Origin of the sequence: Duffyella sp. Ts4 (genome assembly GCF_051851875.1) — a bacterium.
GTDB lineage: Bacteria > Pseudomonadota > Gammaproteobacteria > Enterobacterales > Enterobacteriaceae > Duffyella > Duffyella gerundensis.
The window spans coordinates 16281-40737 of sequence record NZ_JBLYPN010000017.1; the positions used below are offsets into that span (position 1 = coordinate 16281).

18 protein-coding genes are annotated in these 24457 nt (G+C 54.7%); 5 read left to right on the forward strand and 13 right to left on the reverse strand.

The annotated features are described in order from the left end of the window. Positions 1-51 precede the first annotated feature (51 nt). Entirely contained in the window at positions 52-597 is a 546-nt protein-coding gene (locus ACJY2L_RS17885; RefSeq protein WP_439213714.1) for a fimbrial protein, read from the reverse strand. 226 nt (positions 598-823) lie between these two features. On the opposite strand from ACJY2L_RS17885, the gene ACJY2L_RS17890 reads away from it, so the two are divergent. Continuing rightward, on the forward strand, positions 824-1441 hold the full coding sequence (locus ACJY2L_RS17890; RefSeq protein ID WP_439213715.1) for a response regulator: 618 nt from the start codon (positions 824-826) through the stop codon (positions 1439-1441). A 3-nt stretch (positions 1442-1444) separates the two neighbouring features. Here ACJY2L_RS17890 and ACJY2L_RS17895 read toward each other — a convergent pair whose 3' ends face one another. Continuing rightward, positions 1445-2338, reverse strand: coding sequence for an AraC family transcriptional regulator (locus ACJY2L_RS17895; RefSeq protein ID WP_067427666.1), 894 nt, complete (start codon positions 2336-2338; stop codon positions 1445-1447). Positions 2339-2548: 210 nt separating this feature from the next. Between ACJY2L_RS17895 and dkgA the strand changes: the two genes are divergently transcribed. Beyond that, complete coding sequence (gene dkgA, locus ACJY2L_RS17900) at positions 2549-3373, forward strand: 2,5-didehydrogluconate reductase DkgA (protein WP_209500642.1); 825 nt, start codon at positions 2549-2551, stop codon at positions 3371-3373. Positions 3374-3423: 50 nt separating this feature from the next. Here the strand turns inward: dkgA and ftsP are convergent, their stop codons facing one another. The 4 genes from ftsP to ACJY2L_RS17920 form a co-directional block, all read right to left on the reverse strand. Then, positions 3424-4839: a cell division protein FtsP gene (gene ftsP / locus ACJY2L_RS17905; protein ID WP_439213716.1), complete on the reverse strand. Its 1416-nt coding sequence runs from the start codon at positions 4837-4839 to the stop codon at positions 3424-3426. A gap of 120 nt (positions 4840-4959) precedes the next feature. Beyond that, entirely contained in the window at positions 4960-5700 is a 741-nt protein-coding gene (locus tag ACJY2L_RS17910) for a 1-acylglycerol-3-phosphate O-acyltransferase (protein ID WP_067427659.1), read from the reverse strand. Positions 5701-5812: 112 nt separating this feature from the next. Next, the gene (gene parC, locus ACJY2L_RS17915) at positions 5813-8089 is read right to left on the reverse strand and encodes a DNA topoisomerase IV subunit A (protein WP_067427658.1); all 2277 of its coding nucleotides are present in this window, start codon (positions 8087-8089) and stop codon (positions 5813-5815) included. Positions 8090-8245: 156 nt separating this feature from the next. Next, positions 8246-9013, reverse strand: coding sequence for a transporter substrate-binding domain-containing protein (locus ACJY2L_RS17920; protein WP_439213717.1), 768 nt, complete (start codon positions 9011-9013; stop codon positions 8246-8248). Between the two features lie 152 nt (positions 9014-9165). On the opposite strand from ACJY2L_RS17920, the gene ACJY2L_RS17925 reads away from it, so the two are divergent. Together ACJY2L_RS17925 and ACJY2L_RS17930 are read left to right on the forward strand one after the other, a co-directional pair. Beyond that, entirely contained in the window at positions 9166-9747 is a 582-nt protein-coding gene (locus tag ACJY2L_RS17925; protein ID WP_439213718.1) for an NAD(P)H-dependent oxidoreductase, read from the forward strand. 36 nt (positions 9748-9783) lie between these two features. After that, positions 9784-10092: a putative quinol monooxygenase gene (locus tag ACJY2L_RS17930; RefSeq protein WP_067427652.1), complete on the forward strand. Its 309-nt coding sequence runs from the start codon at positions 9784-9786 to the stop codon at positions 10090-10092. Positions 10093-10571: 479 nt separating this feature from the next. Here the strand turns inward: ACJY2L_RS17930 and ACJY2L_RS17935 are convergent, their stop codons facing one another. The 4 genes from ACJY2L_RS17935 to ACJY2L_RS17950 all read right to left on the reverse strand — a co-directional run bounded on the left by ACJY2L_RS17935 (position 10572) and on the right by ACJY2L_RS17950 (position 19437). Beyond that, positions 10572-14357, reverse strand: coding sequence for an Ig-like domain-containing protein (locus ACJY2L_RS17935; protein WP_439213720.1), 3786 nt, complete (start codon positions 14355-14357; stop codon positions 10572-10574). A 200-nt stretch (positions 14358-14557) separates the two neighbouring features. After that, a complete protein-coding gene (locus tag ACJY2L_RS17940) occupies positions 14558-15427 on the reverse strand; it encodes an OmpA family protein (protein WP_439213721.1) in 870 nt (289 codons plus the stop codon). Positions 15428-15492: 65 nt separating this feature from the next. Continuing rightward, positions 15493-18258 carry an Ig-like domain-containing protein gene (locus ACJY2L_RS17945; RefSeq protein ID WP_439213722.1) on the reverse strand — a complete coding sequence of 922 codons (2766 nt, stop codon included), beginning with the start codon at positions 18256-18258 and terminating at the stop codon, positions 15493-15495. A gap of 279 nt (positions 18259-18537) precedes the next feature. Continuing rightward, a complete protein-coding gene (locus tag ACJY2L_RS17950) occupies positions 18538-19437 on the reverse strand; it encodes a LysR family transcriptional regulator (protein ID WP_439213723.1) in 900 nt (299 codons plus the stop codon). Between the two features lie 109 nt (positions 19438-19546). Between ACJY2L_RS17950 and ACJY2L_RS17955 the strand changes: the two genes are divergently transcribed. After that, complete coding sequence (locus tag ACJY2L_RS17955) at positions 19547-21046, forward strand: tetratricopeptide repeat protein (protein WP_439213725.1); 1500 nt, start codon at positions 19547-19549, stop codon at positions 21044-21046. A gap of 28 nt (positions 21047-21074) precedes the next feature. On the opposite strand, the gene parE is transcribed toward ACJY2L_RS17955, so the two are convergent. From parE to cpdA, 3 genes are read right to left on the reverse strand one after another with little or no spacing between them, the layout of a single operon-like run. Next, the gene (gene parE / locus ACJY2L_RS17960) at positions 21075-22970 is read right to left on the reverse strand and encodes a DNA topoisomerase IV subunit B (protein ID WP_067427640.1); all 1896 of its coding nucleotides are present in this window, start codon (positions 22968-22970) and stop codon (positions 21075-21077) included. Between the two features lie 54 nt (positions 22971-23024). Further along, on the reverse strand, positions 23025-23606 hold the full coding sequence (gene yqiA / locus ACJY2L_RS17965) for an esterase YqiA (protein WP_439213726.1): 582 nt from the start codon (positions 23604-23606) through the stop codon (positions 23025-23027). A 3-nt stretch (positions 23607-23609) separates the two neighbouring features. Continuing rightward, positions 23610-24437 (reverse strand): 3',5'-cyclic-AMP phosphodiesterase, encoded by an 828-nt coding sequence (gene cpdA / locus ACJY2L_RS17970; RefSeq protein WP_439213728.1) that lies wholly within the window; start codon positions 24435-24437, stop codon positions 23610-23612. Positions 24438-24457 lie beyond the last annotated feature (20 nt).

Below are 24457 nucleotides of genomic sequence, written 5' to 3' on the forward strand. Positions count from 1 at the left end.
ACCGTTGAGCTGTTATGCAGGAAATTCAGGCCATCCCTGGCCTGACTGATATTATGCGTAAGTAATATCAAAAGTAGCAGTGGCATCCGCATTGCCCGGGGTAACGGTATCGCTTACCGAAATATAACCTGCACGAAAATGCAGCGTATTGGTGCCATCGATCAACTGGGTTGCTGTTGAAAGCGTATTTAACGGCAGCGGTTCGCCAGTGGTGTCAAATAGCTGAATACCGACGCCGGTAGCCGCGCCTGCACCGAAACCGGCACTCAGGATTCCGTTATAACCCGGCGAGCCGGTTCCTTTAAAAGTCACCGCTGCTGTTTGGGCAACGCTGGTATCACAATCGAGCAGTTTGATATCCACATCCTGGCGCAGCTTCGCCGGCGTACCGGCGGTGCCGTTGAAGTCAGCCACACGCACCTGACCCATTTGCACCACTTTATCAACATCACCGGCATCCACCGCGCAGGCGCCGTTAACTACCGTGCCGAGAAAACGTACCGTGCCGCCTGCGACGTCTTCTGCCTGAACCTGCGAAAAGGTGCCCATGGCGATAAATAAGCCGCTGACCAGCGATGCTTTCACTGAGTTTTTCATCTTCTGTTCCTTATCCATAATAATGCTTTTGGTTAAAAGTAATTTGCTGCGTTATTTCAGCGTTATTATCCTGACGCGCAATTAAAGCCACCGCCATAGCCGGATATTGCATTATTATGTCGGCCATCACGCACAAAGCGGTTATCTCCTGGTGAATAACACTATCTTTTTATTTTGCAGATGATTATTATTTTTGCATCGCATGGATGCCAGTAAGGAAAAGAGAATGAACAGGGTTGTTATTATTGATGAACATCCGTTAGTCAGGATGGCGGTTCGCACACTACTGGAAAAAGCGCATTATCAGGTCATTGCTGAAAATAACGGTGAGGATGCGTATAACACCATAGATAATTATTATCCCGACATCATTATTATTGATATCGCTATTCATTCGCAGTCAGGGCTATCGCTAATTAAGCGCGTTCGTAATACGGGCTTTCCCGGCATTATTATTGTGGTCACCGCCAAAAGTGCGGACCTTTATGCGCCGCGTAGCGCCCACGCTGGGGCGAATGGCTATATCAGTAAGAAGCGCCCCTTTCACGATATTTTGCTGGCGATCACCGCGGCGCAAAACGGCTACGGCTTCTTTCCTTATCAGAGCTATGTTCCTGAGCGTGCCGCACCGACGCTGGAGGCAGAAAAATTGGAACGGCTCTCAGCGCGCGAGTTTCAGGTGCTGCAACATATTCTCAGCGGCAATGATAACGGCAAAATTGCCGCCAGCATGCATGTCAGCACTAAAACCGTGAGCACCTATAAGTCACGGCTAATGGATAAACTGGAATGCCCCACGCCGCTGGCGCTGTTCGAATTTATGCGCCGTAATCAGCTCGAGTAGCGATCAGGCGGGCTGGCGCAGTCGGGTAATCTCCTCGCCGGGGGTGGTGCCAAAATAGCGTTTAAATTCGCGTGAAAATTGCGAGGCGCTTTCATAGCCCACCTTCATTGCCGCCGTACTCGCCTTCAGGCCATCCTGTACCATCAGCGTCCGCGCCTGGTGCAGCCGGTAACTCTTCAGGTACTGCAACGGTGACGTGCTGGTTACCGCTTTGAAGTTATGGTGAAACGCCGATACGCTCATGTTGACCTCGGCGGCCAGCAGTTCCACGCTCAGCGTTTCCGCAAAGTTATTTTCAATGCGGCGCAGCGCACGGGCGATTTGACTGAACTGCGTTTGTCGACTGACCAGCGCCAGCAGCGCGCCGCCACACGGACCGGTTAAAACGTGATAGAGGATTTCCCGCACGATCTGCGGGCCCAACACGCGTGCATCGCGCGGGCTCGACATCACATCCAGCAACCGCTCAGCCGCGCAGAGCATCGGCTCGGTTAGCCAGGCGGAGTGAATACCGCTGGTTTGCGGCACCGGCTGAAAACTGTCGTCATCGCCGATATCGATCAGCAGATCCTGCAGCTTCAGGCTATCCACGCTAAGCTTGATGCCCGCCAGCGGCACTTCCGGCGAGGCCCAGGTTTCACACTCAAACGGCAGCGGCACGGTGAGCATCAGGTATTTGGTCGCATCGTAATGAAAAACGCTGTTGCCCAGATAACCGGTTTTTTTCCCCTGAAACAGGATCACAATGCCGGGTTTATACATCACCGGCATGCGCGTACTCGGAGAATTAGCATATAACAGTGAAATATCAGCAACCTGCGAAAGCGAGGCATAATCACCGCTGGCTAATTCGATAACGCGCTGCGCCAGTTTCGAACAGATTTCATCATGCTGCATCTGGCTTTCTCCTCTGCCTTTTCCGGCGTGCAGTGTGCGTGATTTTCGTGCACTTCTCCACCGCAGTGCAGAAACAGGCAAGATTATGGCAGAAATGAGCAGAGATCTCTGCGCTTCGCTTGTCCCAATCGGCTGAATGTTGACTAGACTTAATCTCCAGTGGCGAGCCGTGCATTTTGCGCGGGCGCTGAAAGCTAAAAGGAGCGTTTTATGGCAGAGCAACCGATTATCAAACTGCGAGACGGCAACATGATGCCGCAGCTCGGTTTAGGTGTCTGGCAGGCGAGCATCGATGATGCCCGCAAGGCGGCAGTAAAAGCGCTGCAGGTCGGCTATCGTTCTATCGATACCGCTGCGATCTATAAGAATGAGGAAGGTATCGGTCAGGCGCTGCAGGAAACTGACGTCGCGCGTGACGATATTTTCGTGACCACCAAGCTGTGGAATGACGATCAACTCAACGGTCAGCAGGCGATTGAAACCAGCCTGAAAAAGCTCCAGCTGGAGAGCGTTGATCTCTATCTGATGCACTGGCCATGTCCGCAGAAAGATAACTATGTGGATGCATGGAAAAGCATGATTGAGCTGCAGAAACAGGGGCTGACCAAAAGCATCGGCGTCTGTAACTTCCAGCAGAATCACCTGAAGCGTCTGATCGACGAAACCGGCGTTTCCCCGGTGATCAACCAGATTGAGCTGCACCCGATGCTGCAGCAGCGTGAACTGCACGCGTGGAATGCCATGCACCAGATTCAGACCGAATCCTGGAGCCCGCTGGCACAGGGCGGTAAAGGCGTATTTGATCAGGAGATTGTGAAAAACCTGGCGAAAAAATATGGCAAGACGCCAGCACAGATCGTCATTCGCTGGCATCTGGATAGCGGACTGGTGGTGATTCCTAAATCGGTCACGCCATCGCGTATTGAAGAGAACTTTGCGGTGTTTGATTTCCGTCTCGAAAAACCGGAAATCAGTGAAATGACCAAGCTCGATAAAGGCAATCGCCTCGGTCCTGATCCCGATGAACTGAACTGATGCGCGACTGGCGCAGCACGCAAAAAAGGCCGACAGCTGTCGGCCTTTTTTTATGGTGCCGGGTTAACCAGCAACTGACCGGCGGTGCCGCGATCGGCCATCTCCAGCGTCTGGCTGTGATAGACAAATGGAAAGTGTTCTGACGACGCCTGCGGGAAAAACACCAGCAGTTCCGTATCGCCATCGACCCAGACGGTATCTTTCCAGCCGCGATCTTCCGCCATCGCCTGCGCGCCATTGACTCGCTTGACCAGAAACATCACGCCCTGAATATGAAACGCCTGCGGCGTATCAGAATGGATAATCCAGCGCTCAAAGCTGTTCTGCTGCGCCTGCGTGTCGATGCGCGTCATGTCCCACAGCGCACCGTTAATGCCTGGCAACGCATCGCCGAGGCGGAACTCGCGAGTGCGCACCGCCACGCCATCGAGGATCTGATCGGCCAGCAGGCGCATCGGCAGGTTATCGGTGACCAGCGGCAGCAGTCCGGTTGGCCGCAGCGTCAGTACCTGATTCGAGGTCAGAATACTGGACGGTTCAAACAGGCCACGCAGCCGATCCATTACCGATGCCGCAATACCCGACGTAATCGTAACTTCATCGCCCTGGGTCATATCCAGTAGCACCTCGCGCCGTTCACCTGGCGCCAGTGACAGCTGCTGTACCGGCACCGGCGCCGGCAGGAAACCCTGATCGCTGGCGATAACGTGAAACGGTCGGCTGTCGCTTAACGTCAGTTGATAACGCCGCGCGTTAGACGCATTCAGCAGCCGCAGGCGCACCCAACCGCGCGACACTTCGACAAACGGATTCTGCACGCCATTCACCAGCAGCGTATCGCCAACAAAACCGCCGTTTTGCGGTGGGTTGTAAACCGGCGTGCCAAAGTTATCGAGCCGTTTGTCCTGAATGATCAGTGGAAAATCATCGACGCCATAATGGTTAGGTAAGGGTAGCGCCTTGCTGACGGCATCCTCAATCAGCCACATGCCCGCCAGCCCGTTATACACGTGCGGCGCCATGCGGTTAGGCGTATTGGCGTGGTACCAGCAGGTTGCCGCAGCCTGACGCACTGGCAACACCGGCGCCCAGTCAGCGCCCGGCGACATCAGTCGCGGCGCGCCGCCCATCAGCGCGCCGGGCATCTGCAATCCGCTGATGGTCATCGCCACCGGCTCATTAAGGCGGTTGCTGTAGATCAGCTTAACGTCATCGCCGTTCCAGACGCGCACCGTCGGGCCAAGATACATGCCGTTGACGCCCCAGACCGGTGATTTGCTGCCGCTCATAAACGCCCAATGGCTGCGCTGTAGGGTGAGAAACAGCGGCTGGCCGCGGCGGGATTCGATCAGCGGCGGCACCGGCAATGCGGTTTCAACAGCCGCGGCCCGGGCATTACGCGGCAATGCGCCTGCACAGGCTGCCGCGCCAGAGAGCTGAAGAAAGTGCCGTCGACTGAAAGACATAAAAACTCCGAACAGGTCAGCGAAACGAGGAATATCGTCGCCGTATTGTTATTTTGCGGGATTGCTATGGGTTGCTGTAGTCGTGCAAAACCTGCGGGACTTGCGCCCCGCAGCAGTGACTCAATATTTGCCGCTCGCTTCACGCTCGGCGACTTCGGCATTCAGTTCTTCCAGTTTAGCGGACATCAACTCGCGACAGTGCGTCGCCAGCTTGCGTACCGACTGGTTTTCAAACGCTTTGATATCAACCGGCGGCAGCATTTCAACAATCACCAGGCCGTTCTTCAAACGGTTGAGTTTGATTTTGTCGTGGGTGTTCGATACCACAATCGGAATGATCGGCACACCGGCGGCGATGGCCGCATGGAAAGCGCCGGTCTTAAACGGCAGCAGGCCGCGTCCGCGACTGCGGGTGCCTTCCGGAAACATCCAGAATGAGATGCGCTTTTTATTAAACTGATCGACCAGCTGCGCAATGGTGTTGTGCGCCTTGGCGCTGTTATCGCGATCGATAAGCAGGTTGCCGCTCAGCCAGTAAAGCTGGCCAAAAAACGGAATCCACAGCAGGCTTTTTTTTCCGACAGTTACCGTGGTCGGCTGCACAATCTTCGCCGCAGTGATCATGTCGTAGTTATTCTGGTGATTGGCAATGTAGATAGCGTTGCCGTAGTGCTCGGCACCTTCCGGTCTGCGCAGCTCAACTTTGACGCCCAAAACCGTCGACAAACGACCATAGGCACGGCCAAATGTGGCGACGTGACGTGGGTTGCGCGGAGAGAAGATCAGGCAGTAAATACAGCCGAAAATGCTGACCAGAAGAGAGTAAATAATGACCACAATGGCACGTAAAATTAAGAGCATAGCTACCTCATGTTCGCCTTGTCCCTGAGTATACCGGCTTTGTCATAAAACACACCGGTATCGCAGCGGGCGTTAGCGAAATAACCTCGCCCGCTGCGTGACTGCATTATTGTTACTCGTCGCTGCTGCTTTCGGTGCGGGCTGATGCAGGCGCATCCACTTCTACCCGATCAATACGCTGCAAACCACGCGGCAGCGAGGTGCCACGACGGCCACGCTCGGCACGGAATTTCTGCAGTTCTTCGCTGCGCAAGGTGAGCTTACGCTTGCCAAAGTGTAGCGTGATCGCGCTTTGCGGCTGTAACAGCAGCAGCCAGACCAGCTTATCTTCCCCAGCCGCTGCCTGCGCCGCCGGAATGGAGATAATTTTGTTGCCTTTGCCTTTGGAGAGCTGAGGCAGATCGCCCACCGGGAACATCAGCATGCGTCCGGCGGCGGTGATCGCCAGCAGCAGATCGTCGTCGCTGTGCACCGCCATCGGCGTCAGCACTTTGGCATTTTCCGGCAGCGTCAGCAGCGCTTTGCCCGCACGGTTGCGCGAGATCAAATCGGCAAAGGTGCAGACAAAACCGTAACCGGCATCGGATGCCATCAGCAGCTTCTGATCTTCCGCCTCCATCAGCACCTGTTCCATCACCGCGCCCGGTGGCGGCGTGAGTTTGCCGGTCAGCGGCTCACCCTGGCCGCGTGCCGACGGCAGCGAGGTCGGATCGAGCGTATAGCTGCGGCCGGTGGAATCGATAAAGGCTACCGGCTGATTGCTCTTGCCGCGCGCGGCAGCACGGAAGCTATCGCCCGCCTTATAGTTTAATCCACTCGGATCGATATCATGGCCTTTGGCGCTGCGCACCCAGCCCATCTGCGACAGCACAATGGTCACCGGCTCTGATGGCACCAGTTCATTTTCACTGATCGCTTTCGCCTCTTCACGCTCGTTCAGCGGTGAACGACGGTCGTCGCCATAGGCTTCGCTGTCTGCCTGCAGCTCTTTCTTCAGCAGGCTATTCATTTTGCGTTCCGATCCCAGCGTGCTCTGCAGGCGATCGCGCTCTTTTTCCAGCTCGCTCTGTTCGCCGCGGATTTTCATCTCTTCCAGTTTGGCGAGATGGCGCAACTTCAACTCAAGAATCGCTTCTGCCTGGGTTTCACTGATGCCAAAACGGGCAATCAGCTGCGGCTTCGGCTCATCTTCACTGCGAATCACCTCAATCACTTCATCGATGTTGAGGAACGCCACCAGCAACCCTTCCAGAATGTGCAGGCGTTTCAGCACCTTTTCCAGACGGTAATTAAGGCGGCGACGCACCGTGTCACGGCGATAAACCAGCCATTCGCTGAGGATTTCCAGCAGGTTTTTCACCGCAGGACGGTTATCCAGCCCGATCATGTTCAGGTTAACGCGGTAGCTTTTTTCCAGATCGGTGGTGGCAAACAGATGGTTCATCACCTGCTCAAGATCGATGCGGTTAGAGCGCGGCACGATCACCAGACGCGTCGGGTTTTCATGATCCGATTCGTCACGCAGATCCTCAACCATTGGCAGCTTTTTATTGCGCATCTGGTTAGCGATCTGCTCCAGCACGCGCGCACCGGAAACCTGATGCGGCAGCGCGGTGATCACCACGTCGCCATCTTCTTTTTTCCATACCGCGCGCTGGCGAATTGATCCACGGCCAGTTTGGTAGATCTTACGGATCTCCGCACGTGGTGTGATGATCTCCGCCTCGGTAGGAAAATCGGGCCCCTGCACAATATCCAGCAGCTCATCCAGCGTGGTTTTCGGCGCATCGATCAGCTTGATGGTCGCCTGCGCCACTTCGCGCAGGTTGTGCGGCGGAATATCGGTTGCCATACCGACAGCGATGCCGGTGGTGCCGTTAAGCAGAATGTTTGGCAGGCGCGCCGGCAGCATTTTCGGCTCGTCCAGCGTGCCGTCAAAGTTAGGCACATAGTCCACCGTGCCCTGCCCCAATTCGCCCAACAGCAGCTCGGCGTATTTCGACAGGCGCGATTCGGTATAACGCATGGCGGCAAACGACTTCGGATCGTCCGGTGCGCCCCAGTTGCCCTGACCATCCACCAGCGGATAGCGGTAGGAGAAAGGCTGCGCCATTAACACCATCGCTTCATAGCAGGCGCTGTCGCCGTGCGGGTGGTATTTACCCAGCACGTCACCCACGGTACGCGCCGATTTTTTAAACTTGGCGCTGGCGTTCAGGCCCAGTTCTGACATGGCGTAAACAATGCGGCGCTGTACCGGTTTAAGGCCATCGCCAATATAGGGAAGCGCACGATCCATGATGACGTACATGGAATAGTTGAGGTACGCGTTCTCGGTAAATTTGTGCAGTGCAAGGCGCTCTGCACCATCCTGCGTCAGATCACTCATTAATTTCAATTCCTCACATCGTGGCGCAAAGCCAGACCCGGCAGCACGCCACCCAGCGGACGGTTTGGCGAGGATAGTACCTTATCTGCCTGCCGAGTCACAGAGGCTGCCGGTTGAATATCACTGAGTGAGAGCGTAGCTGAGCGCCACGTTTTTTCAGGCTTTACCGAGCCACTGCGTCACAATTTTTGCGTATTCGCCGGTGGCAACCGACAGGTGCAGCCACTGGTCGACGTAGAGTTTCCAGCCGATGTCGTTCTGCGGCAGCATGTAGCCCTTTTCGCCATACTGCATTGGCCGATCCGGATTCACCGCGCAGAGCTGTGGATAACGCTTCGCCTGGTATTGCGCCTCTGAGGCATCGGTAATCATCACGTCCGCTTTTTTATCCACCAGCTGCTGAAAAATGGTGACGTTGTCGTGGAATAGCGTCAGCGAGGCCGCGGGTAAATGGCTGTGCACAAATGCCTCGTTGGTGCCGCCAGCCGGTTCTATCAGGCGCACCGCAGGCTGGTTCAGCTGTTTGATAGTTTGGTAACGCGCTTTATCTTCACAGCGCACCAGCGGGATTTTGCCATCGCTGCCCAGCGGCTGCGCGAACCACGCGGTGAGCTGGCGCTTCAGCGTGACCGAGACGCCGCCCAGGGCGATATCGCACTGTTTGGCCAGAAAATCGGGGGTCAAGGTTTTCCACGTGGTTGGCACCCACTCCACCTTCGCATCCAGGCTGCTGGCCAGTGATTCGGCCATTGCGATATCAATGCCTTCATAGCCGCCATCGGGCCGCAGAAAGCTGTAAGGCTTGTAATCGCCGGTGGTGCACACCTTTAACGTTTTGCTGCTGGTGATGTTTTCCAGACGCGATTGCGCCTGCGCGGTGGCTGAAATGACGATCAGCGCCGCACTGATAACGAACTTGTTCATAGAGGATCCTGAAAGGGGTTTGCGTCCGAATTGTGTCATATGCCAGCCGATTGTTGCTGCCGAAGCAAAAGTCTTGTGACCCGGACCACATTTTTCTTTGGTACGGTCGCGCGTAAACTACGCACATTATTGTTTAACGGAGCATCATCCTTATGAGTAACGTCCTGATTCTTGACGCAGGCAAAGCGTTTGCGCATTCAAAAGGCGAACTGAACCATACGCTGGCTAACGTTGCCGCATCCTTCCTGCGCGATAATGGCCATCAGGTCACCACTACCAATATCGACAATGGCTATGATATTGCGGAAGAAGTACAAAAATATCTTGCGGCCGACGTGGTGATCTATCAGATGCCGGGCTGGTGGATGGGCGAGCCGTGGATCCTGAAAAAGTACATTGATGAAGTCTTCACCGAAGGCCATGGTTCACTGTATGCCAGCGACGGCCGCAGCCGCGCTGACGCCAGTAAAAAGTACGGTTCCGGCGGCTTGCTGCAGGGCAAAAAATATATGCTCTCGCTGACGTGGAATGCGCCGCTGGAAGCCTTTACCGATCCGGATCAGTTTTTCGAAGGCGTTGGCGTCGACGGACTCTATCTGCACTTCCATAAAGCCAATCAGTTCCTTGGCATGAGCGGCCTGCCAACCTTTATCTGTAACGATGTGATTAAACAGCCTGAGATTGAGAATGATATTGCACGTTATCGCGAGCACTTAGGCAAAATCTTTGCTTAACTTACTGCCTTAACAAGCCAAACGGGAAATGCCGCTATGCTGACAGTCGTTGCAGAGATCTGTGTGAAACCGGGCCGTCGTCAGGCAGTGCTGGAGATCATTAAACAGCTGATTCCCACCGTACTGAAAGAAGAAGGCTGCGGCCAGTATGATGCGCTGGTGGATCATCAGGCGCAGGTGCCGTGGAAACAAAACTCACCTGACAGCATCTATATGCTGGAAAAGTGGGATTCGCTGCGTCACCTTGAGCAGCATCAGCAGATGCCGCACATGGAAGCGCATCGCGCGCTGATTAAGGATGACGTGGTTGAGGTGAAGATCTTTGTGCTGGAGCCGACGGCGTAACCGCGTGCTAAGGCAACGTTGCCCTGAATAAATCGTTACATGACCATACGACAAAGGCGGCCAACAGGCCGCCTTTGTTTTGGCTGCGCACAACAGTGGCAAGCCGCATGTTGCAGCCTAATGGTGTACGGCTTAACGTTGATCTCATTCAGATGACGATAGTGGAGCGGGAGCCAGCTGCTCAATCCTGCGCTGAGACAGCATTAATCTGCATGCAACTTTACCGCGCCTACAGAATAAAAAGGCGGCAAGCTGTCTGCTTTTTTATTCTGTGGGCACAATGATGGAAAGCGGGTGTCGTATGAGCCAGCGTATCGCATATTAATTCGCGATAATGTGGCTGAGATGACAAATGCTGTGCTGTAAGCCGACGACCTGGCTGTGCGCTTAAATAGCCTCGTTCTGCAGTGGGCATTGGTATTCCAGCGGTAATAAAAAAAGGCGGCCAGTTGGCCGCCTTGATTCAAACTACTATTCGATTACAGCTGGGTATTGAGATCCTGCTGTACCAACAGTTCCACATCCTTGCCCGCGCTCTGGAAGACATTATATTCCACGCCGCCTACCGTTACGCTGCCGTTAGCCTGCTGCCACTCATTCTGATCGTTGGTCAGGTCTTCCAGGTTCAATACTGCACCTGACTTACCGGTAACCATCAGCTGAGTGGTGCCGCTGTTGATGAACAGATCCTGCTGACCCTGCTGCAGGACGTCATCAACTGACAGTGCTGCACCTTGCTCGTCAATCTCAAACAGACCACGGGTTCCCGGGTTTATCGGAGTGATCGGTGGGCCTGGTGGCTGGGTATCGATCTTAACTGGAAACTCAACATCAATTGTCGTGGTATTACCTGCCACATCGGAGAAATCAATGGCAAAGTTATACGTTGCGTCCTGCAGTTCAATGGTTTCAATTCTCCAGCGTCCTGTATCCTGGACGTAGCCAGAAGCCACCACGTTTCCGTTGTCTTTGTCGTAGATGGTGACTAACGTACCGACTTCACCTCGGCCGGAGAATACCGGGCTGCTATCATTGGAATGAGCAATATATTCTCCTTCGCCGTCCGGATCTGGAAGAATACTACTATTTGAGCCGCCGGTATTTTTCCAAATGCCCTCCATTGTGCCGTTAAGTGGAGCACTGACATCGACAGTAAACTCGATAGCTTCGCTGATAGCACCCATATTTCCCGCCGCGTCGCGAATAGCGACTTGATAGCTGTGTTCGCCTGCATCCAAATCGGTGTCCGGCATCCATGACCACTCACCTGACTCGTCCACCTTGATCGAGGCAATGGCATTCTCAGTATCACCGTCAGCGTAAATAAAGATCACTTCATCCTCCTCTGCGATACCCTTGAATTCTGGTCTCACATCATCGGTTTGGCCGCCCTGGGTAATTTCACCGGTAATTGAACCTACGTCATCCCAGATACCGAAGTCGGTGCCCAAAACAGGTGCTTCTGGCGTGCTAAGATCCACGGTGAAGTTGAACTCGGTTTTCGCACTCTGCACACCGTATGGTGACTGCGCGTAGATTTCCAGCTGGTAGTTACCTTGATCCAATGGCGCCTCTGGCGTAAACGTCCAGCTACCGTTATTCACCTGCACGCTGCCGATGATGGTATTGGTCAATTTATCGACGATAAACACCGTTGAACCATCGGTCGCGCTACCGGAGAAGGTTGGCGTGGTATCGTCGGTTTTGTCGCCGCTGACCAAATCATTCTGATAAATACCTTCGTTATCGCTCACAACCAGAGCAGAAAGGCTTACCGGACTGGTATCAACAATAATGTTGATTGGTGCCGTCGCCTCACCGCGGTTGCCCACTTCATCAACCGGTTGGGCAACAAAGCTGTGCTCTATGCCCTCTTCCAGATCGTCTGCAGGCTGCCATGACCACTCGCCGTCATCGTTTACCTGGACGGTACCAACTTCCTCATCATCAACAATAATGATGACGCTGGAGCCAGGCTCACCGCGACCACTGAATTCCGGACGCGGGTCATCGATCCGCGCTGGATCGCCAGTAAGAGGATCCGTAATCGGGCCGGCATTATCCTTCAGCACCACGTCGGTCAGGTTTCCAGGCGGCGTGGTATCGACGATCAGTTTGAAGGGATCTTCTGATTTTTCAGACTCATTGCCCGCCGGATCGGTAACGATGATGACAAGATCATATTCACCGGTATCCAAACCTTCTTCTGGCGTGATCTCCCAGCGCCCATCTTCGACGATAGCGGAGCCGATTGGGTTGTTATCCTGGTCAACGATGGTGATCAGATCGCCATCAGTGCCTTCGCCGGTAAAGGTTGGCTTATCATCGCCAGTTTTTACACCCTCTTCGATCGGGTTATTTTCATCATCAACCACCGTACCGGCACCGATATCGATGCTATCTGGCGCCTGAGTATCCAGATTGAATTTGAAAGGCTCGGACTCTTCAGAAGTCTGGCCGAACTCATTAGTCACGGTGATGGCCAGCTCATGGTCACCATCTTGCAGGCCATCAATTTCAGGTACTACAAACGACCATTTGCCGTCTTGCACCGTGGTTGAACCAATCTCATTGCCATCCAGGAAGACCTTAATGATATCGCCATCAACACCTTCACCGGTCAGCAGCGGGGTTTTATCGTTGGTGTCGGCACCATTGGCAATAGCAACAGGCACATCGCCATCATTGTTAAACACGCCGCCGATGACTGGCTGGTTCGGATCTTCTGACAGCGTCAGCACAAAATCATCTGATGGTGAGCTTTCGTTGCCAGCTTTGTCCTTAGCCACAACCTTGACAACGTTGTTACCCGCTTGCAGCGGCGCATCAAGGGTCCAGTCGCCGGTGATTGCGTCGGCATAGGTGCTGGCCACGGCTTCGTTGTTCACATAGATGATGACCAGCGCGCCTGCTTCCGCCTGACCTCTGAAGGTAGGACGATCATCATCGGTGCGATCGTTGCTTACCAATTCGGTAGGCACGCCGACGTCGTCAAAAGCGCCACCAATGGTCGGCTTCTGAGGCCCACTGACATCGATATTAATCACCCACGCATCTGAAGGAACACTCTGGCGCTCATATTTATCTTCCGCTTTGACCGTGAAGTTGTAATAGCTTCCGTTTAGATTCACCGGAGCGGTATCAAATTCCCAGCGGCCATTTTCATCCGCGTAAACCGACCCAATCTCGGTGTTACCGTTGAAAATATAAACCAGCGACTCTGGTTCAGACACACCAATTAAGGTAGGCCTGGTGTCGTTGGTAGAATCCATTAGCGACAGATTACGATTGTTGGAATCGTCGTATATTTGCAGGATCTCAGGCTTCGGCGGCGGCGTGGAATCCACCTCAAACAGGAACTGCGTCGGTAGGCCTGGGTTCTGCGCCAAATCGATATAACGAACTTCCACAACGTGCAGGCCATCTTCCAGCTGAAGAGCTGGCAGCGTCCATTCAAGATCTTTAATGGTAGTTGTATAGATTATGCCATCGACAACCACCTGAACCAGGGCGCCATCATCTGCAGGATTGACCTCATACCCGTCGAAAGTCAGCACACCATCGCTGGAAAGCTGGGGGATCGTTGCCCCGGGGATTGGATCAACCGGCGTCTCTTCTTCCTGAACTACTGGCGTCGTGTCCTGAGTCACTGGCTGACGCGCGATCTCTTCAGGTGCATCAGCTGGCTTCTCGTTCAGGTAAATATTGAACGGATCGGACTCGCTTTGATTACCCGCTTTGTCGGTAGAAATCACGGTGAAGGTATTGGTGCCTTCATTCAGCTCTGGGGTATACTGCCAGCGTCCAAGATTGTCGACCTCAACCTCGCCCACTACCTCAGTGCCGTTCATCAGTTTAACTTTGGTGCCTGGCTCAGCGGTGCCGGTCAGTGCTGGCGCGCCATCTTTGGTCACATCACCAGAAGTCAGGTTATAAGGTTCAGTGCTGCTATCATCAACGGCACGCAGAATTTCAGGCTTAACTGGCGCTGTATAATCGACATCCAGCAGGAAAACACCCGGTAAGCTTGCGTTACCAGCCTGATCGAATGTCATAATCTCTACGATGTGCTTGCCTTCCGGCAGTGCCTGTTTGAAATCAATAACGTATTTATCGTCTTCATTAATGTCAAAATTAAATTCTTTACCGTTAATGTAGACTTTAACTTTCCCGTTCGCCGCGTCCTTGCCTTCCAGCGGCCAGGTCCAGAAGGGATCGTTAGTGTGAATTACGGTGCCGTGGTTGACACTGAAGGGGTTATTCATATCGCTTTCCTTTGTATGATTGCATCCGATTAATAGTCCTTTTCGCTTTCGCCCGGACATAGCCTACTGTCGTTGATTCCCGCTCTTCTCCCCACAAGACCCGTCTCAAACCCTGCTGCTTTGTAAATACCCACCAGAAAAAAACGATAAAAAAAGCCATATCCGAAGATATGGCTTAGTGGTTGGGCAGTGGTACTGCGTTACTGCATTACGCGTACGACCACGCGGCGATCGGGTTTGTGACAGGCGATGCGCTGTGTCTGCGTGCCGCTACACTGGCTGGATGCCTGGCTACTGCCGACGCTCTGGCTGAGAATATTGTCGGCTGAAACGCCCTGCTGAATCAGCATCTGACGCACCGTATCGGCACGACGTTGACCCAGCAGCAGATTAGCCTGTGGCTGACCGATAGGATCGGTGTGGCCAATCACCTCAATACGGCTCTGTGCTTCCCCGCTTTGTTTAAGCTGGGCGGCCAACTGAGAAACTGCCTGGCGCCCTTCAGCGGTAATGTCCTTCATGCCACCGCCGCCAAAGCGGAACAGAATATCGCTGGAGATTTGATAATCATTGTAGATTGGCGCAGCGGTAGGCTGACGACACGCCTGCACCGAAGAGGCGCGTGACAACGTGTGAGTTTGCTGACGCAGGCCAGCCAGTTCGCTCTCTGCCTGATTGCGGGCAACCACCTGCGGCTGCCCGCTGCCGTCAATGCTGGCACGAATGTAATAGGTTTTGCCTGCGCCTAACTCATCACGCCAGGGCTGATCGCGCTTGCCTTCATAACCTGGCGCATCCTGAACAAAGCTGCCCAGAGAATGACTGCCTGGCGACAGGCAAAAACGGCTGTAGTTACCGGGCAGCAGCGCGGCCTGATACTCCCCATCAACATAAATGTGTGCCGGACCATTACCCACTAAATCAGCGGGACGATAATAGATAATCTGTACCTGATCGCTCGCGGCTGGCGCTGCGCTTTGCCAGGTTGGACCAAACGTCGGTGCGGCCTGCACAGCAAACATCGGCGCCGCTAATAAGGCCAGCCAGAGGGTAGAAGTAAACTTTTTCATAACGTCTCCACGGATGCCTCTCCAGGCATCCGATTAAATAAGTTGCGGTGAGGGCTTTCGCACTCTCAATAAATTGGCTGATCGTCAGGTGAAATGGACGCCAGCAGACGTGCCTGCTCGTCATTCGCGGAAGGCTGCGCTTGCACTCCCTCAATCGGCTGTTCAGCCGCCGGTTGATCGATATCCGCCAGTTGCAACAGGGTGCTTGTCAGAGCTGTGCCCGGTAGCGCCTCTGCCTCACTGAACAGGGTCGGTAATATGTTGTTCAATAGTTCATCGGCGCTGAATGGCATCGCCATGGCATCAGAAGCAGGATCCGGACGCACTGGCGGTAAGGGGGCAATTGAATCGATCTCAACATCCCAACCGGCCTCCGGGATGCGGGCAGTTTGCGGCTGCGTTTCATCGCCGAAAGCCACCCGGAAGATATGATCGCCGTCATCCAGTGCTGCTGCTGGGGTATATTCCCAGCTACCATCTTCCAACACGCTAAACGTCGCCAGCAGAGCATTGCCATCATAGAGATAGACCACGCTTCCTGGCACGCCGGTACCACCAAAGGTTGGCTGGTTATCGTTCATCAAACTGCCTGGCAACTGATTACCGATGGCCATCGCCACGTCGTCCCAAACGGTATCGAAGGTGCTTTCTGTCGGCTGAGGCTGAGTCAGATCGGTCTGCACAATGATGGTCCAGCTTTCTGATGCTTCAGACTGGTTGCCGGCCCGATCCTCGCTCACGACGGTAATAACGTGCTCACCTGAGGTCAGCGCATTGTCTTCTGTTGGCTGAAAGCTCCACGTGCCATCCTTAGCGACAACGACGCTGCCGATCTCTTTGTCATTATCAAAGATGCGAATAATGGTATCCGCTTCAGCACCGCTGCCGCTGATTACCGGGCGCGTGTCGTCGGTGGTGCCGCCCGCCCCGATAGGGCCGGTTTCATCACCGGTGTTATCTTCAATGCCGCCAATAGCCGGCTGCACTGGCGCTTCGGTATCGAGGTTAATTTCCACCGGATCGGATTTAGCCGATTCACGACCGTTGCTGTCTTTGACGATGGTTTCAACAATGTATTTATCATCACCTAGCGGTGTGTCAGGAATAAATTCCCACTTGCCGTCTTTGACCACAACCGACCCTACGACTTCATCATTGATGATGATTTCAACGATCTGTCCATCTTTCAGGCCTTCGCCACCGAATGCAGGCTGGGTATCTTTCAGCCAGCCGCCATCTTCAATGCGCTTTGGATCGTCGCCGCTGCGATCCTCGACATAACCGATGCCGTTGTTTTCCGGAGTCTGTGTGTCGACGATCACTTCAATCGGATCAACTTTGCCTGACTCATTGCCCGCCGGATCGGTAATCACGATTTCGATCAGGTGTTCGCCTTCACCAATTGGTTTCTCCGGACGGAATTCCCATTTGCCATCATCACCGACGACAACCGAGCCGATGACTTCGTCATCAACGATAACTTTAACGATATCGCCCTTTTCCTGGCCTTCGCCGCCAATGCTCGGACGTGCATCACTGGTACGACCATCTTCACCGATCGGCCCGGTTACCGCGCCCTCGTTATCTTTGATGTAGCCAATACCCTGATTTTCCGGCGCCACGGTGTCGACATGAATCTGGTAAGGTTCAGAAGGTAGCGAACGGTTGCCTGCTGGATCGGTGACCACCACGGTGAAGCTGTGGCTACCGTTACCCAGTGCTGCCGGGGTATAGCTCCAGTCGCCTGATGCCGTCACATCGGCTGTACCAATACGTTTACCATCCAGCCAGATTTCAACAATTGATCCTGGCTCTGCTTTGCCGACCAGGGTTGGTGTAGTGTCATCGGTCGATTCACCCGGCGCGATGCTGCCGCGTTTGCTGCCGACATTGTCGATCATTTGGCTGATCGAGCCTTTTGCCGGCGCAGTCAGATCAAGGGTGAAATCGATCGCTTCCCCTGCTTCGCTTTTATTGCCGTCTGCATCGCGCTCAATGGGATAAATACTGTGCTTTCCAGTGGTTAAGGCTTTCTCCGGCGTAAAGCTCCAGCTGCCGTCGTCGTTGACTTTGGTTTCGCCGAGTTTGGTTGAACCGTCCCAGATTTCGATGGTATTGCCTGGCGTTGCACGACCGGTAAACTCAGGGCGTGAATCGTCGGTGGAGCCGCCCGCAGGAATGGGGCCGGTAACGCTACCGATATTATCGATCGCCGCGCTCATGACCGGTTTTTGCGCCGGTTTGTCAGTGCCGCCTTCGCTGCCTTCGTTGCCGCTGCCGCTTCTGCTTTTGTCGCTGCCGCTGTCTTTGAATTGCTCTTTCGCTACCATGTAGCCAAGGCCCGTCGCAGCGATAATGGCCGCCAGGCCGCCCAGGGCGAGCAAAGCGGGCGACCAGGCAAAACCTGCCGCCGGCTCGAGGTTATACAGGCTGTCGCCCATGGTTTCTGCGCCGAGTGCCAGCGCCGAGGACTCTCCGTCAGCCAGGACTGCTGCCTCATGATCGCTCTCACCATCAGTAGCAATAAATGGGTGATATTCGCCATCTTCGGCAATACCGACCAGCTCACCCGGCTTGTCAAAGAAGCCTTCGATAATCAGCTGTGGCTGATCGGAATCCGTGCCTTCCAGCATCACCAGCAGATTTTTACCGGAACGCTTCACGGTAATATTTTCAGGGGCCACGCCGTTTTGTTGTTCGGCGAGCAAGTATTTACCGTTGGCAACGGCTTTGATCTTAACCGGTGCGCCTGTTGTAGTGGTGCGCAGCACTTCTGCTTTGGTCACCGTCTTGTCCGCGATGACCGCGACGCTTACTGGAGTAGCATTCATGAATAACCCTTACGATTGTTAAACCGAACTGCGTCGCAGGCTCAGCGCGCAGAACTTCCCTGGTTGAACCACAACCAACATGGTTCAAAATTTTTTCGAATATTTCCTGAATACGGACGAATCGCTTATCAGACCTGTCTTGTTCGACGGAAATATTTTGCGGGACGGAAAGGTTATATAATTAACAAGCTATTGTTTTTGATAAAATTAATGGCGCTTACTTTATTGAAATTAAGCGCCAGCAGCGGGCAAAAAAAAGAAGGGTTCAGGGGGGATAAGCTAAAGCAGTTTGCTGGCGTCGATTTTTTGCTGCAGGAAATCCAGAAAGCAGGTGATGCGCGAAGAGAGCGTTGAGTTACGGTAATAGACCGCGTTGACCGGCAGGCGAACATCGCGTGTTTCAGCTTCCAGCACCTGTACCAGCCGTCCATTAGCGACATCCTGATGCGTAACGAAATCGGACATACGGGCGATGCCCTGGTGCGCCAGTACCAGCTGACGAATGGTTTCCCCGCTCGATGCTGCCAGATCCGGTTTGATGTGCAGCAGCTCACCTTCCTGATGCCAAATCGGCCAGGTATTATGCGGTTCGGCCTGCGTAAAACCGATCAGCCGATGCTGTGCCAGCTCCTGCACGCTGCGCGGCGTACCGTGCTTTGCCAGATAGGCGGGCGTGGCCATCAAACGCAGCTTACTGCAGCCCAGCGAGCGCGCACGGATAGAAGAGTCACGCAGTTCGCCGATGCGAATGGCGATATCAGTTTGCTGCTCCAGCAGATCGATCAACACATCATCGGTGTTCAGTTCCAGCTGAATCAGCGGATAGGCTTCAGTGAATTCCGCTACCAGCGGCACAATCACATGCAGCATAAACGGCGTCGCTGCATTGACGCGCAGTCGCCCGGCAGGCATTTCCCGGCGCTGGGCAATTTGCTCTTCTGCCTGCTCCACCGAAGCCAGAATCTGTCGTGCGTGTTCGAGGAAAATGGTGCCCTCTTCGGTCAGCGCCAGCCGACGTGTGGTGCGATGCAGCAGCGTGGTTTGCAGCTTACTTTCCAGACGGCTTAACGCCCGGCTGATGCCAGAACTGGTTTGATGAAGCTGCTCCGCTGCGGCGGTAATCGAGCCGGTATCCACCACGGTGACCCAGGCGCGTAGCTCTTCAAGCGTAATTTTCACGGCACATCCTTTCAGGCAATAAATAACAACGATTTTCAAGACCGGACTTACAGGCAGGCGCTGAGCGTTATGTTTCAATGCGCGCGTTTTCAACCTTCAGGATAACGCAATGATTCGGCAAAAGCGCCAGGCGGTTCAGGCCGATAGCGCACTCAGGGAGATTCAACAGCTGATCGATCGCGGTGATTATGCGATTGCACGCAGAAAAATTCGCAGTCGGCTGTTGTTTAGCAGCACCAGCAGTACTCTGCTACATGAAGCAGCGCGGCTAGAGCGACGCGCAGGCAACCTCAAGGCCGCCATCAGCTATTATCAGCGCCTGTTAGCGCTCTCTGCGCATGACGCGGGCGCGTTAAACGGTCTCGGACTCGCCTGGTATGACAGCGGCGACTGGCAACAAGCCGAAAGTTATTATCAGCAGGCGCTGCAGGTGCTGCCCGATTACGCGGCCTGTCTGAACAATTACGCTATTCTGCTGCACAAACAATTCAGGCATCAGGAGGCGATCGGCTGTTACCAACGCCTTCTGGCGCATGATCCCCATTATCGTGAAGCCGCCTATGGTTTGAGCACGGTTTATGCGCATACCGGCCAGCTGGATGAGGCAGCTACGCAGCTACGCGGCCTGTTACAGCAGCAACCGGAAGAGCCGCGCTGGCAAAATACGCTGGGCATGGTATTGCTGCGTCAGGGCGAATTCAACGAAGGCTGGCGGCGCTATCAATATCGTTATCATGCCGCCAATCCCGACGCCTTTTTCCGGCTGCCCGCACTCACCCAGCCCTACTGGCAGGGCGAGCCACTGAGCGGTAAAACCATTGCTATTCTGTGTGAACAGGGGCTGGGCGACATTATTCAGTTCAGCCGTTACGTCACCCGGCTGAAGCGGGAAAAGCAGGCAGCTCAGGTTATTTTTCTCGGTCGTCCTGAACTGCACGCCCTGCTGATCACCCTGCCGGATATCGATCGCTGCCTGACCCGCTTTGAAGAACTGAACGGCGTGGCATTTGATTGCTGGTGCATGCTGCTCGATCTGCCAGCCTGGTTTCTGACCCAGGATCCTTTTGGCCCGCTGCCGCCGCTGTTTCAGATTGAAGCGCACCGCACTGCGCAATGGCAGCTGTCGCAGAATAGTAAAGCGTTGCAGGTTGGCGTGGTGTGGAAAGGCAATAGCGCCCATAAGAATGATGTGCAGCGCTCGTTGGCGCATTTCAACCAGCTGGCGCCGTTATGGCAGGTGCCGGGCATTCGCTGGGTGAGCCTGCAAAAAGGCGCCGGGGAAGAGGAGGTGCTGCCCTGTGCGGCTACGCAACCGGCGCTGGCGCTTGGGCCGCGTTTCCACGATTATGCCGATACGGCCTCAGCCATTGCCCAACTGGATCTGGTTATTAGCGTCGATACGTCGGTGGCACACCTGGCCGGCAGCATGGGCAAACCCTGTTGGGTGATGGTGCCCGGTATTGCGACTGACTGGCGCTGGACGGCTGGCCGCGAAGATTCACTGTGGTATCCACAGATGCGTCTGTTTTATCGTCATCAGGATGAGGAATGGACGGCGGTGATTACACGCATCGCCTGCGCGCTGGAGACGTGGGTAAAGCAGCAATAAAAAAAGGGCGACCTGCGTCGCCCTGATTTTAGACTTCGATTTCGGCGGTATCGCCTTTTTCCTGTAGCCAATTGCGCCGGTCTTCCGAGCGCTTCTTGGCCAGCAGCATATCCATCATCGCCAGCGTCTGATCGATATCCTCATCGCTGATGGTTAACTGCACCAGGCGACGCGTATTGGGATCCAGCGTGGTTTCACGCAGCTGCATCGGGTTCATCTCACCCAATCCTTTGAAACGCTGTACGTTTGGCTTACCGCGTTTACGCTTGAGCTGCTCAAGAATGCCCGCTTTCTCCTCTTCGTCCAGCGCGTAGTGCACCTCTTTGCCCAGATCGATGCGGTAAAGCGGTGGCATCGCCACGTAAACATGGCCGCCTTTCACCAGCGAACGGAAGTGGCGCACAAACAGCGCACAGAGCAGCGTGGCAATGTGCAGGCCATCGGAGTCAGCATCGGCAAGAATACAGATTTTGCCGTAGCGCAGCTGGCTCATATCCTCGCTGTCGGGATCGATACCGATAGCCACCGAGATGTCGTGCACTTCCTGAGACGCAAGCACTTCATCCGACGACACTTCCCAGGTATTGAGGATCTTGCCCTTGAGCGGCATGATCGCCTGAAATTCGCGATCGCGTGCCTGCTTGGCCGAGCCACCTGCAGAATCCCCTTCCACCAGAAACAGCTCGGTTTTATTCAGATCCTGCGCGGTACAGTCAGCCAGCTTGCCCGGGAGTGCCGGACCGCTGGTGAGCTTTTTACGCACCACTTTTTTCGCGGCACGCATGCGGCGCTGGGCGCTGGAGATCGCCAGTTCTGCCAGTTGTTCAGCAGCCTGCACGTTCTGGTTTAGCCACAGGCTAAAGGCATCTTTCACCACGCCGGAGACAAAAGCTGCGCACTGCCGTGAAGAAAGGCGTTCTTTGGTCTGGCCGGCAAACTGCGGATCCTGCATTTTTACCGACAGCACGTAGGCGCAGCGATCCCAGATATCTTCTGCCGAGAGCTTCACGCCGCGCGGCAGGATATTGCGGTATTCGCAGAATTCACGCATCGCATCGAGCAATCCCTGACGCAGGCCGTTCACATGCGTGCCGCCCTGCATAGTGGGAATCAGGTTAACGTAGCTTTCCGTCAGCAGTTCGCCGCCTTCCGGCAGCCAGAGCAGCGCCCAGTCAACCGCTTCAACATCACCGGAGAAGCTGCCGACAAACGGCTGCTCAGGCAGAGTAATCAGGCCGTTGACCGCTTCCATCAGATAATCAGTCAGGCCATCTTCATAACACCAGCGCTGCTCGGTGTTATTGAGCTTGTCCTTGAAGACAATCTCTACGCCCGGGCACAGTACCGCCTTGGCCTTTAACAGATGGCTCAGACGCGAGACGGAAAAGCGCGGGCTGTCAAAAAAGCTGCCATCCGGCCAGAAATGCACACGCGTGCCGGTGTTGCGTTTGCCAACGGTGCCGGTAACGTGCAAATCCTGCACCTTATCGCCATTTTCAAACGCCATTTCGTAGACTTCGCCATTGCGGCGCACGGTCACTTCCACGCGCGTCGACAGGGCGTTAACCACCGAGATACCAACGCCGTGCAGCCCGCCCGAGAACTGGTAATTTTTATTGGAGAATTTTCCGCCCGCATGCAGCCGACAAAAAATCAGTTCAACCGCCGGGACGCCTTCTTCCTGATGGATATCCACCGGCATACCGCGTCCGTCATCAATCACTTCCAGTGACTGATCGGCGTGCAAAATGACCTCGACGCGCTTTGCGTGACCCGCTAACGCTTCGTCGATACTGTTGTCGATCACTTCCTGCCCTAAATGGTTGGGGCGCGAAGTGTCGGTGTACATGCCCGGGCGACGCCGTACGGGCTCTAAACCGCTGAGTACCTCAATGGCATCAGCGTTGTAGCTGGATTGAGTCATCGTAACAATCTGATTAAAGGAGAAATGTGGGTTAACCTTTTTTGGCGGCGTGGATCAGGCGTGCTTCAGCCCGATAAAGTCCAGGATTGCCGGAAAAAAGCGTTCGAATCCGATAAAAGCATGGTTGCCCCCCTCTTCAACCGTCTGGCGGCAGGATGCGTAGTAATCCAGTGCGTGGCGATAATCCAGCACCTCATCACCTGTTTGTTGCAGCAACCAGAGAAGATCGGGTGATTCAAGCGGTTCAATCTGCATGACTTTCAGATCGTAAATGTGGCGAGACTCTAACACATATTGCTGGCCGGTGTAGGGGTTCTGATTGTCGCCCAGAAAACCGTTTAGCAGCTCAAACGGACGTACCGCCGGATTCACCACCACGGCAGGCAGCATGAAGCATTGCGACAGCCAAGTGGCGTAATAGCCGCCCAGCGATGAGCCAACCAAACCGATTGGCTGACCGGCGCGCGCCAGCACCAACGACTCCATTAATTCTGCTGCGTCAGCCGGGAAAGCGGGCAGCTGTGGCACCACCATTTCTATTTCAGGATGATGTTTTGCCAGCCACGCCTGCATCTGTGTCGCCTTGGCCGACTGCGGCGAACTGTTAAAGCCATGCAGATAAAGAAGGGTTGCCATCGCTTAGTATCCGTCAGAATCGAGGTCGGGGCTGAATGCCTGCGTCGCCAGCCGCTTGACCTGAGTGCTTAGCGAGCCATCAGCGTGCAGTTCCAGCAGCCGCCAGCCTGGCGCCAGGGAATCGATAGCAAAGTTGGTGCAGTGCGGCTTGAACTGAACGCAGGTTGAGGGCGAGGCCATGACGCGTCGGCCGTTCCATTCCACGTCCAGATCCTGATGAATATGTCCGCAAAGCAGATTTTTCGCCTGCGGATAACGTTGCAACAACTCATCAAGCATGTGCGAGTTGCGCAGACTGTGCTGATCGAGCCAGGTGCAGCCCGACGGCAGCGGATGATGATGCAGCAGCACCAGCGTATGGCGATCGGGCACCGCAGCGAGCGCGTTATCCAGCCAGTCCAGCTGATAGTCGCTGAGCATGCCGTGCGGCACGCCGGATACCTGACTGTCGAGCAGCACCAACTGCCAGCTGTCGCCCAATAAAACCTGCTTGGCGTCGTTAATGGCCGCGGCCGCTAACGTCTCAAACATCACGGGCTGAAAATCATGATTGCCCGGCAGCCACACGCAAGGCGCGCCAAGTCGGGCAATACCATCAGCAAAGAGCTGATACGCTTCGGTAGAGTGATCCTGAGCCAGATCGCCAGTCGCAACGATCAGGTCGAACGCATCCTGATGGGCGCTAATAGCGTCCAGCACCGCGCTAAAACTGTCCCATGTGTTCACGCCCAATAAGGTTTCATGCTTACCCGCAAACAGATGAGTATCGGTAATTTGTAAAATCCTGATGTTGGCATGGCTCGTCACAGGAAGAGTTAGCAGGCTATCCAAAGCGTTTCCTTAGTTCCACC

Coding starts and splice junctions, on each gene's coding strand:
- ACJY2L_RS17885 (WP_439213714.1), bottom strand. CDS start 597: ATGAAAAACTCAGTGAAAGCATCGCTGGTCAGCGGCTTATTTATCGCC.
- ACJY2L_RS17890 (WP_439213715.1), top strand. CDS start 824: ATGAACAGGGTTGTTATTATTGATGAACATCCGTTAGTCAGGATGGCG.
- ACJY2L_RS17895 (WP_067427666.1), bottom strand. CDS start 2,338: ATGCAGCATGATGAAATCTGTTCGAAACTGGCGCAGCGCGTTATCGAA.
- dkgA (WP_209500642.1), top strand. CDS start 2,549: ATGGCAGAGCAACCGATTATCAAACTGCGAGACGGCAACATGATGCCG.
- ftsP (WP_439213716.1), bottom strand. CDS start 4,839: ATGTCTTTCAGTCGACGGCACTTTCTTCAGCTCTCTGGCGCGGCAGCC.
- ACJY2L_RS17910 (WP_067427659.1), bottom strand. CDS start 5,700: ATGCTCTTAATTTTACGTGCCATTGTGGTCATTATTTACTCTCTTCTG.
- parC (WP_067427658.1), bottom strand. CDS start 8,089: ATGAGTGATCTGACGCAGGATGGTGCAGAGCGCCTTGCACTGCACAAA.
- ACJY2L_RS17920 (WP_439213717.1), bottom strand. CDS start 9,013: ATGAACAAGTTCGTTATCAGTGCGGCGCTGATCGTCATTTCAGCCACC.
- ACJY2L_RS17925 (WP_439213718.1), top strand. CDS start 9,166: ATGAGTAACGTCCTGATTCTTGACGCAGGCAAAGCGTTTGCGCATTCA.
- ACJY2L_RS17930 (WP_067427652.1), top strand. CDS start 9,784: ATGCTGACAGTCGTTGCAGAGATCTGTGTGAAACCGGGCCGTCGTCAG.
- ACJY2L_RS17935 (WP_439213720.1), bottom strand. CDS start 14,357: ATGAATAACCCCTTCAGTGTCAACCACGGCACCGTAATTCACACTAAC.
- ACJY2L_RS17940 (WP_439213721.1), bottom strand. CDS start 15,427: ATGAAAAAGTTTACTTCTACCCTCTGGCTGGCCTTATTAGCGGCGCCG.
- ACJY2L_RS17945 (WP_439213722.1), bottom strand. CDS start 18,258: ATGAATGCTACTCCAGTAAGCGTCGCGGTCATCGCGGACAAGACGGTG.
- ACJY2L_RS17955 (WP_439213725.1), top strand. CDS start 19,547: ATGATTCGGCAAAAGCGCCAGGCGGTTCAGGCCGATAGCGCACTCAGG.
- parE (WP_067427640.1), bottom strand. CDS start 22,970: ATGACTCAATCCAGCTACAACGCTGATGCCATTGAGGTACTCAGCGGT.
- yqiA (WP_439213726.1), bottom strand. CDS start 23,606: ATGGCAACCCTTCTTTATCTGCATGGCTTTAACAGTTCGCCGCAGTCG.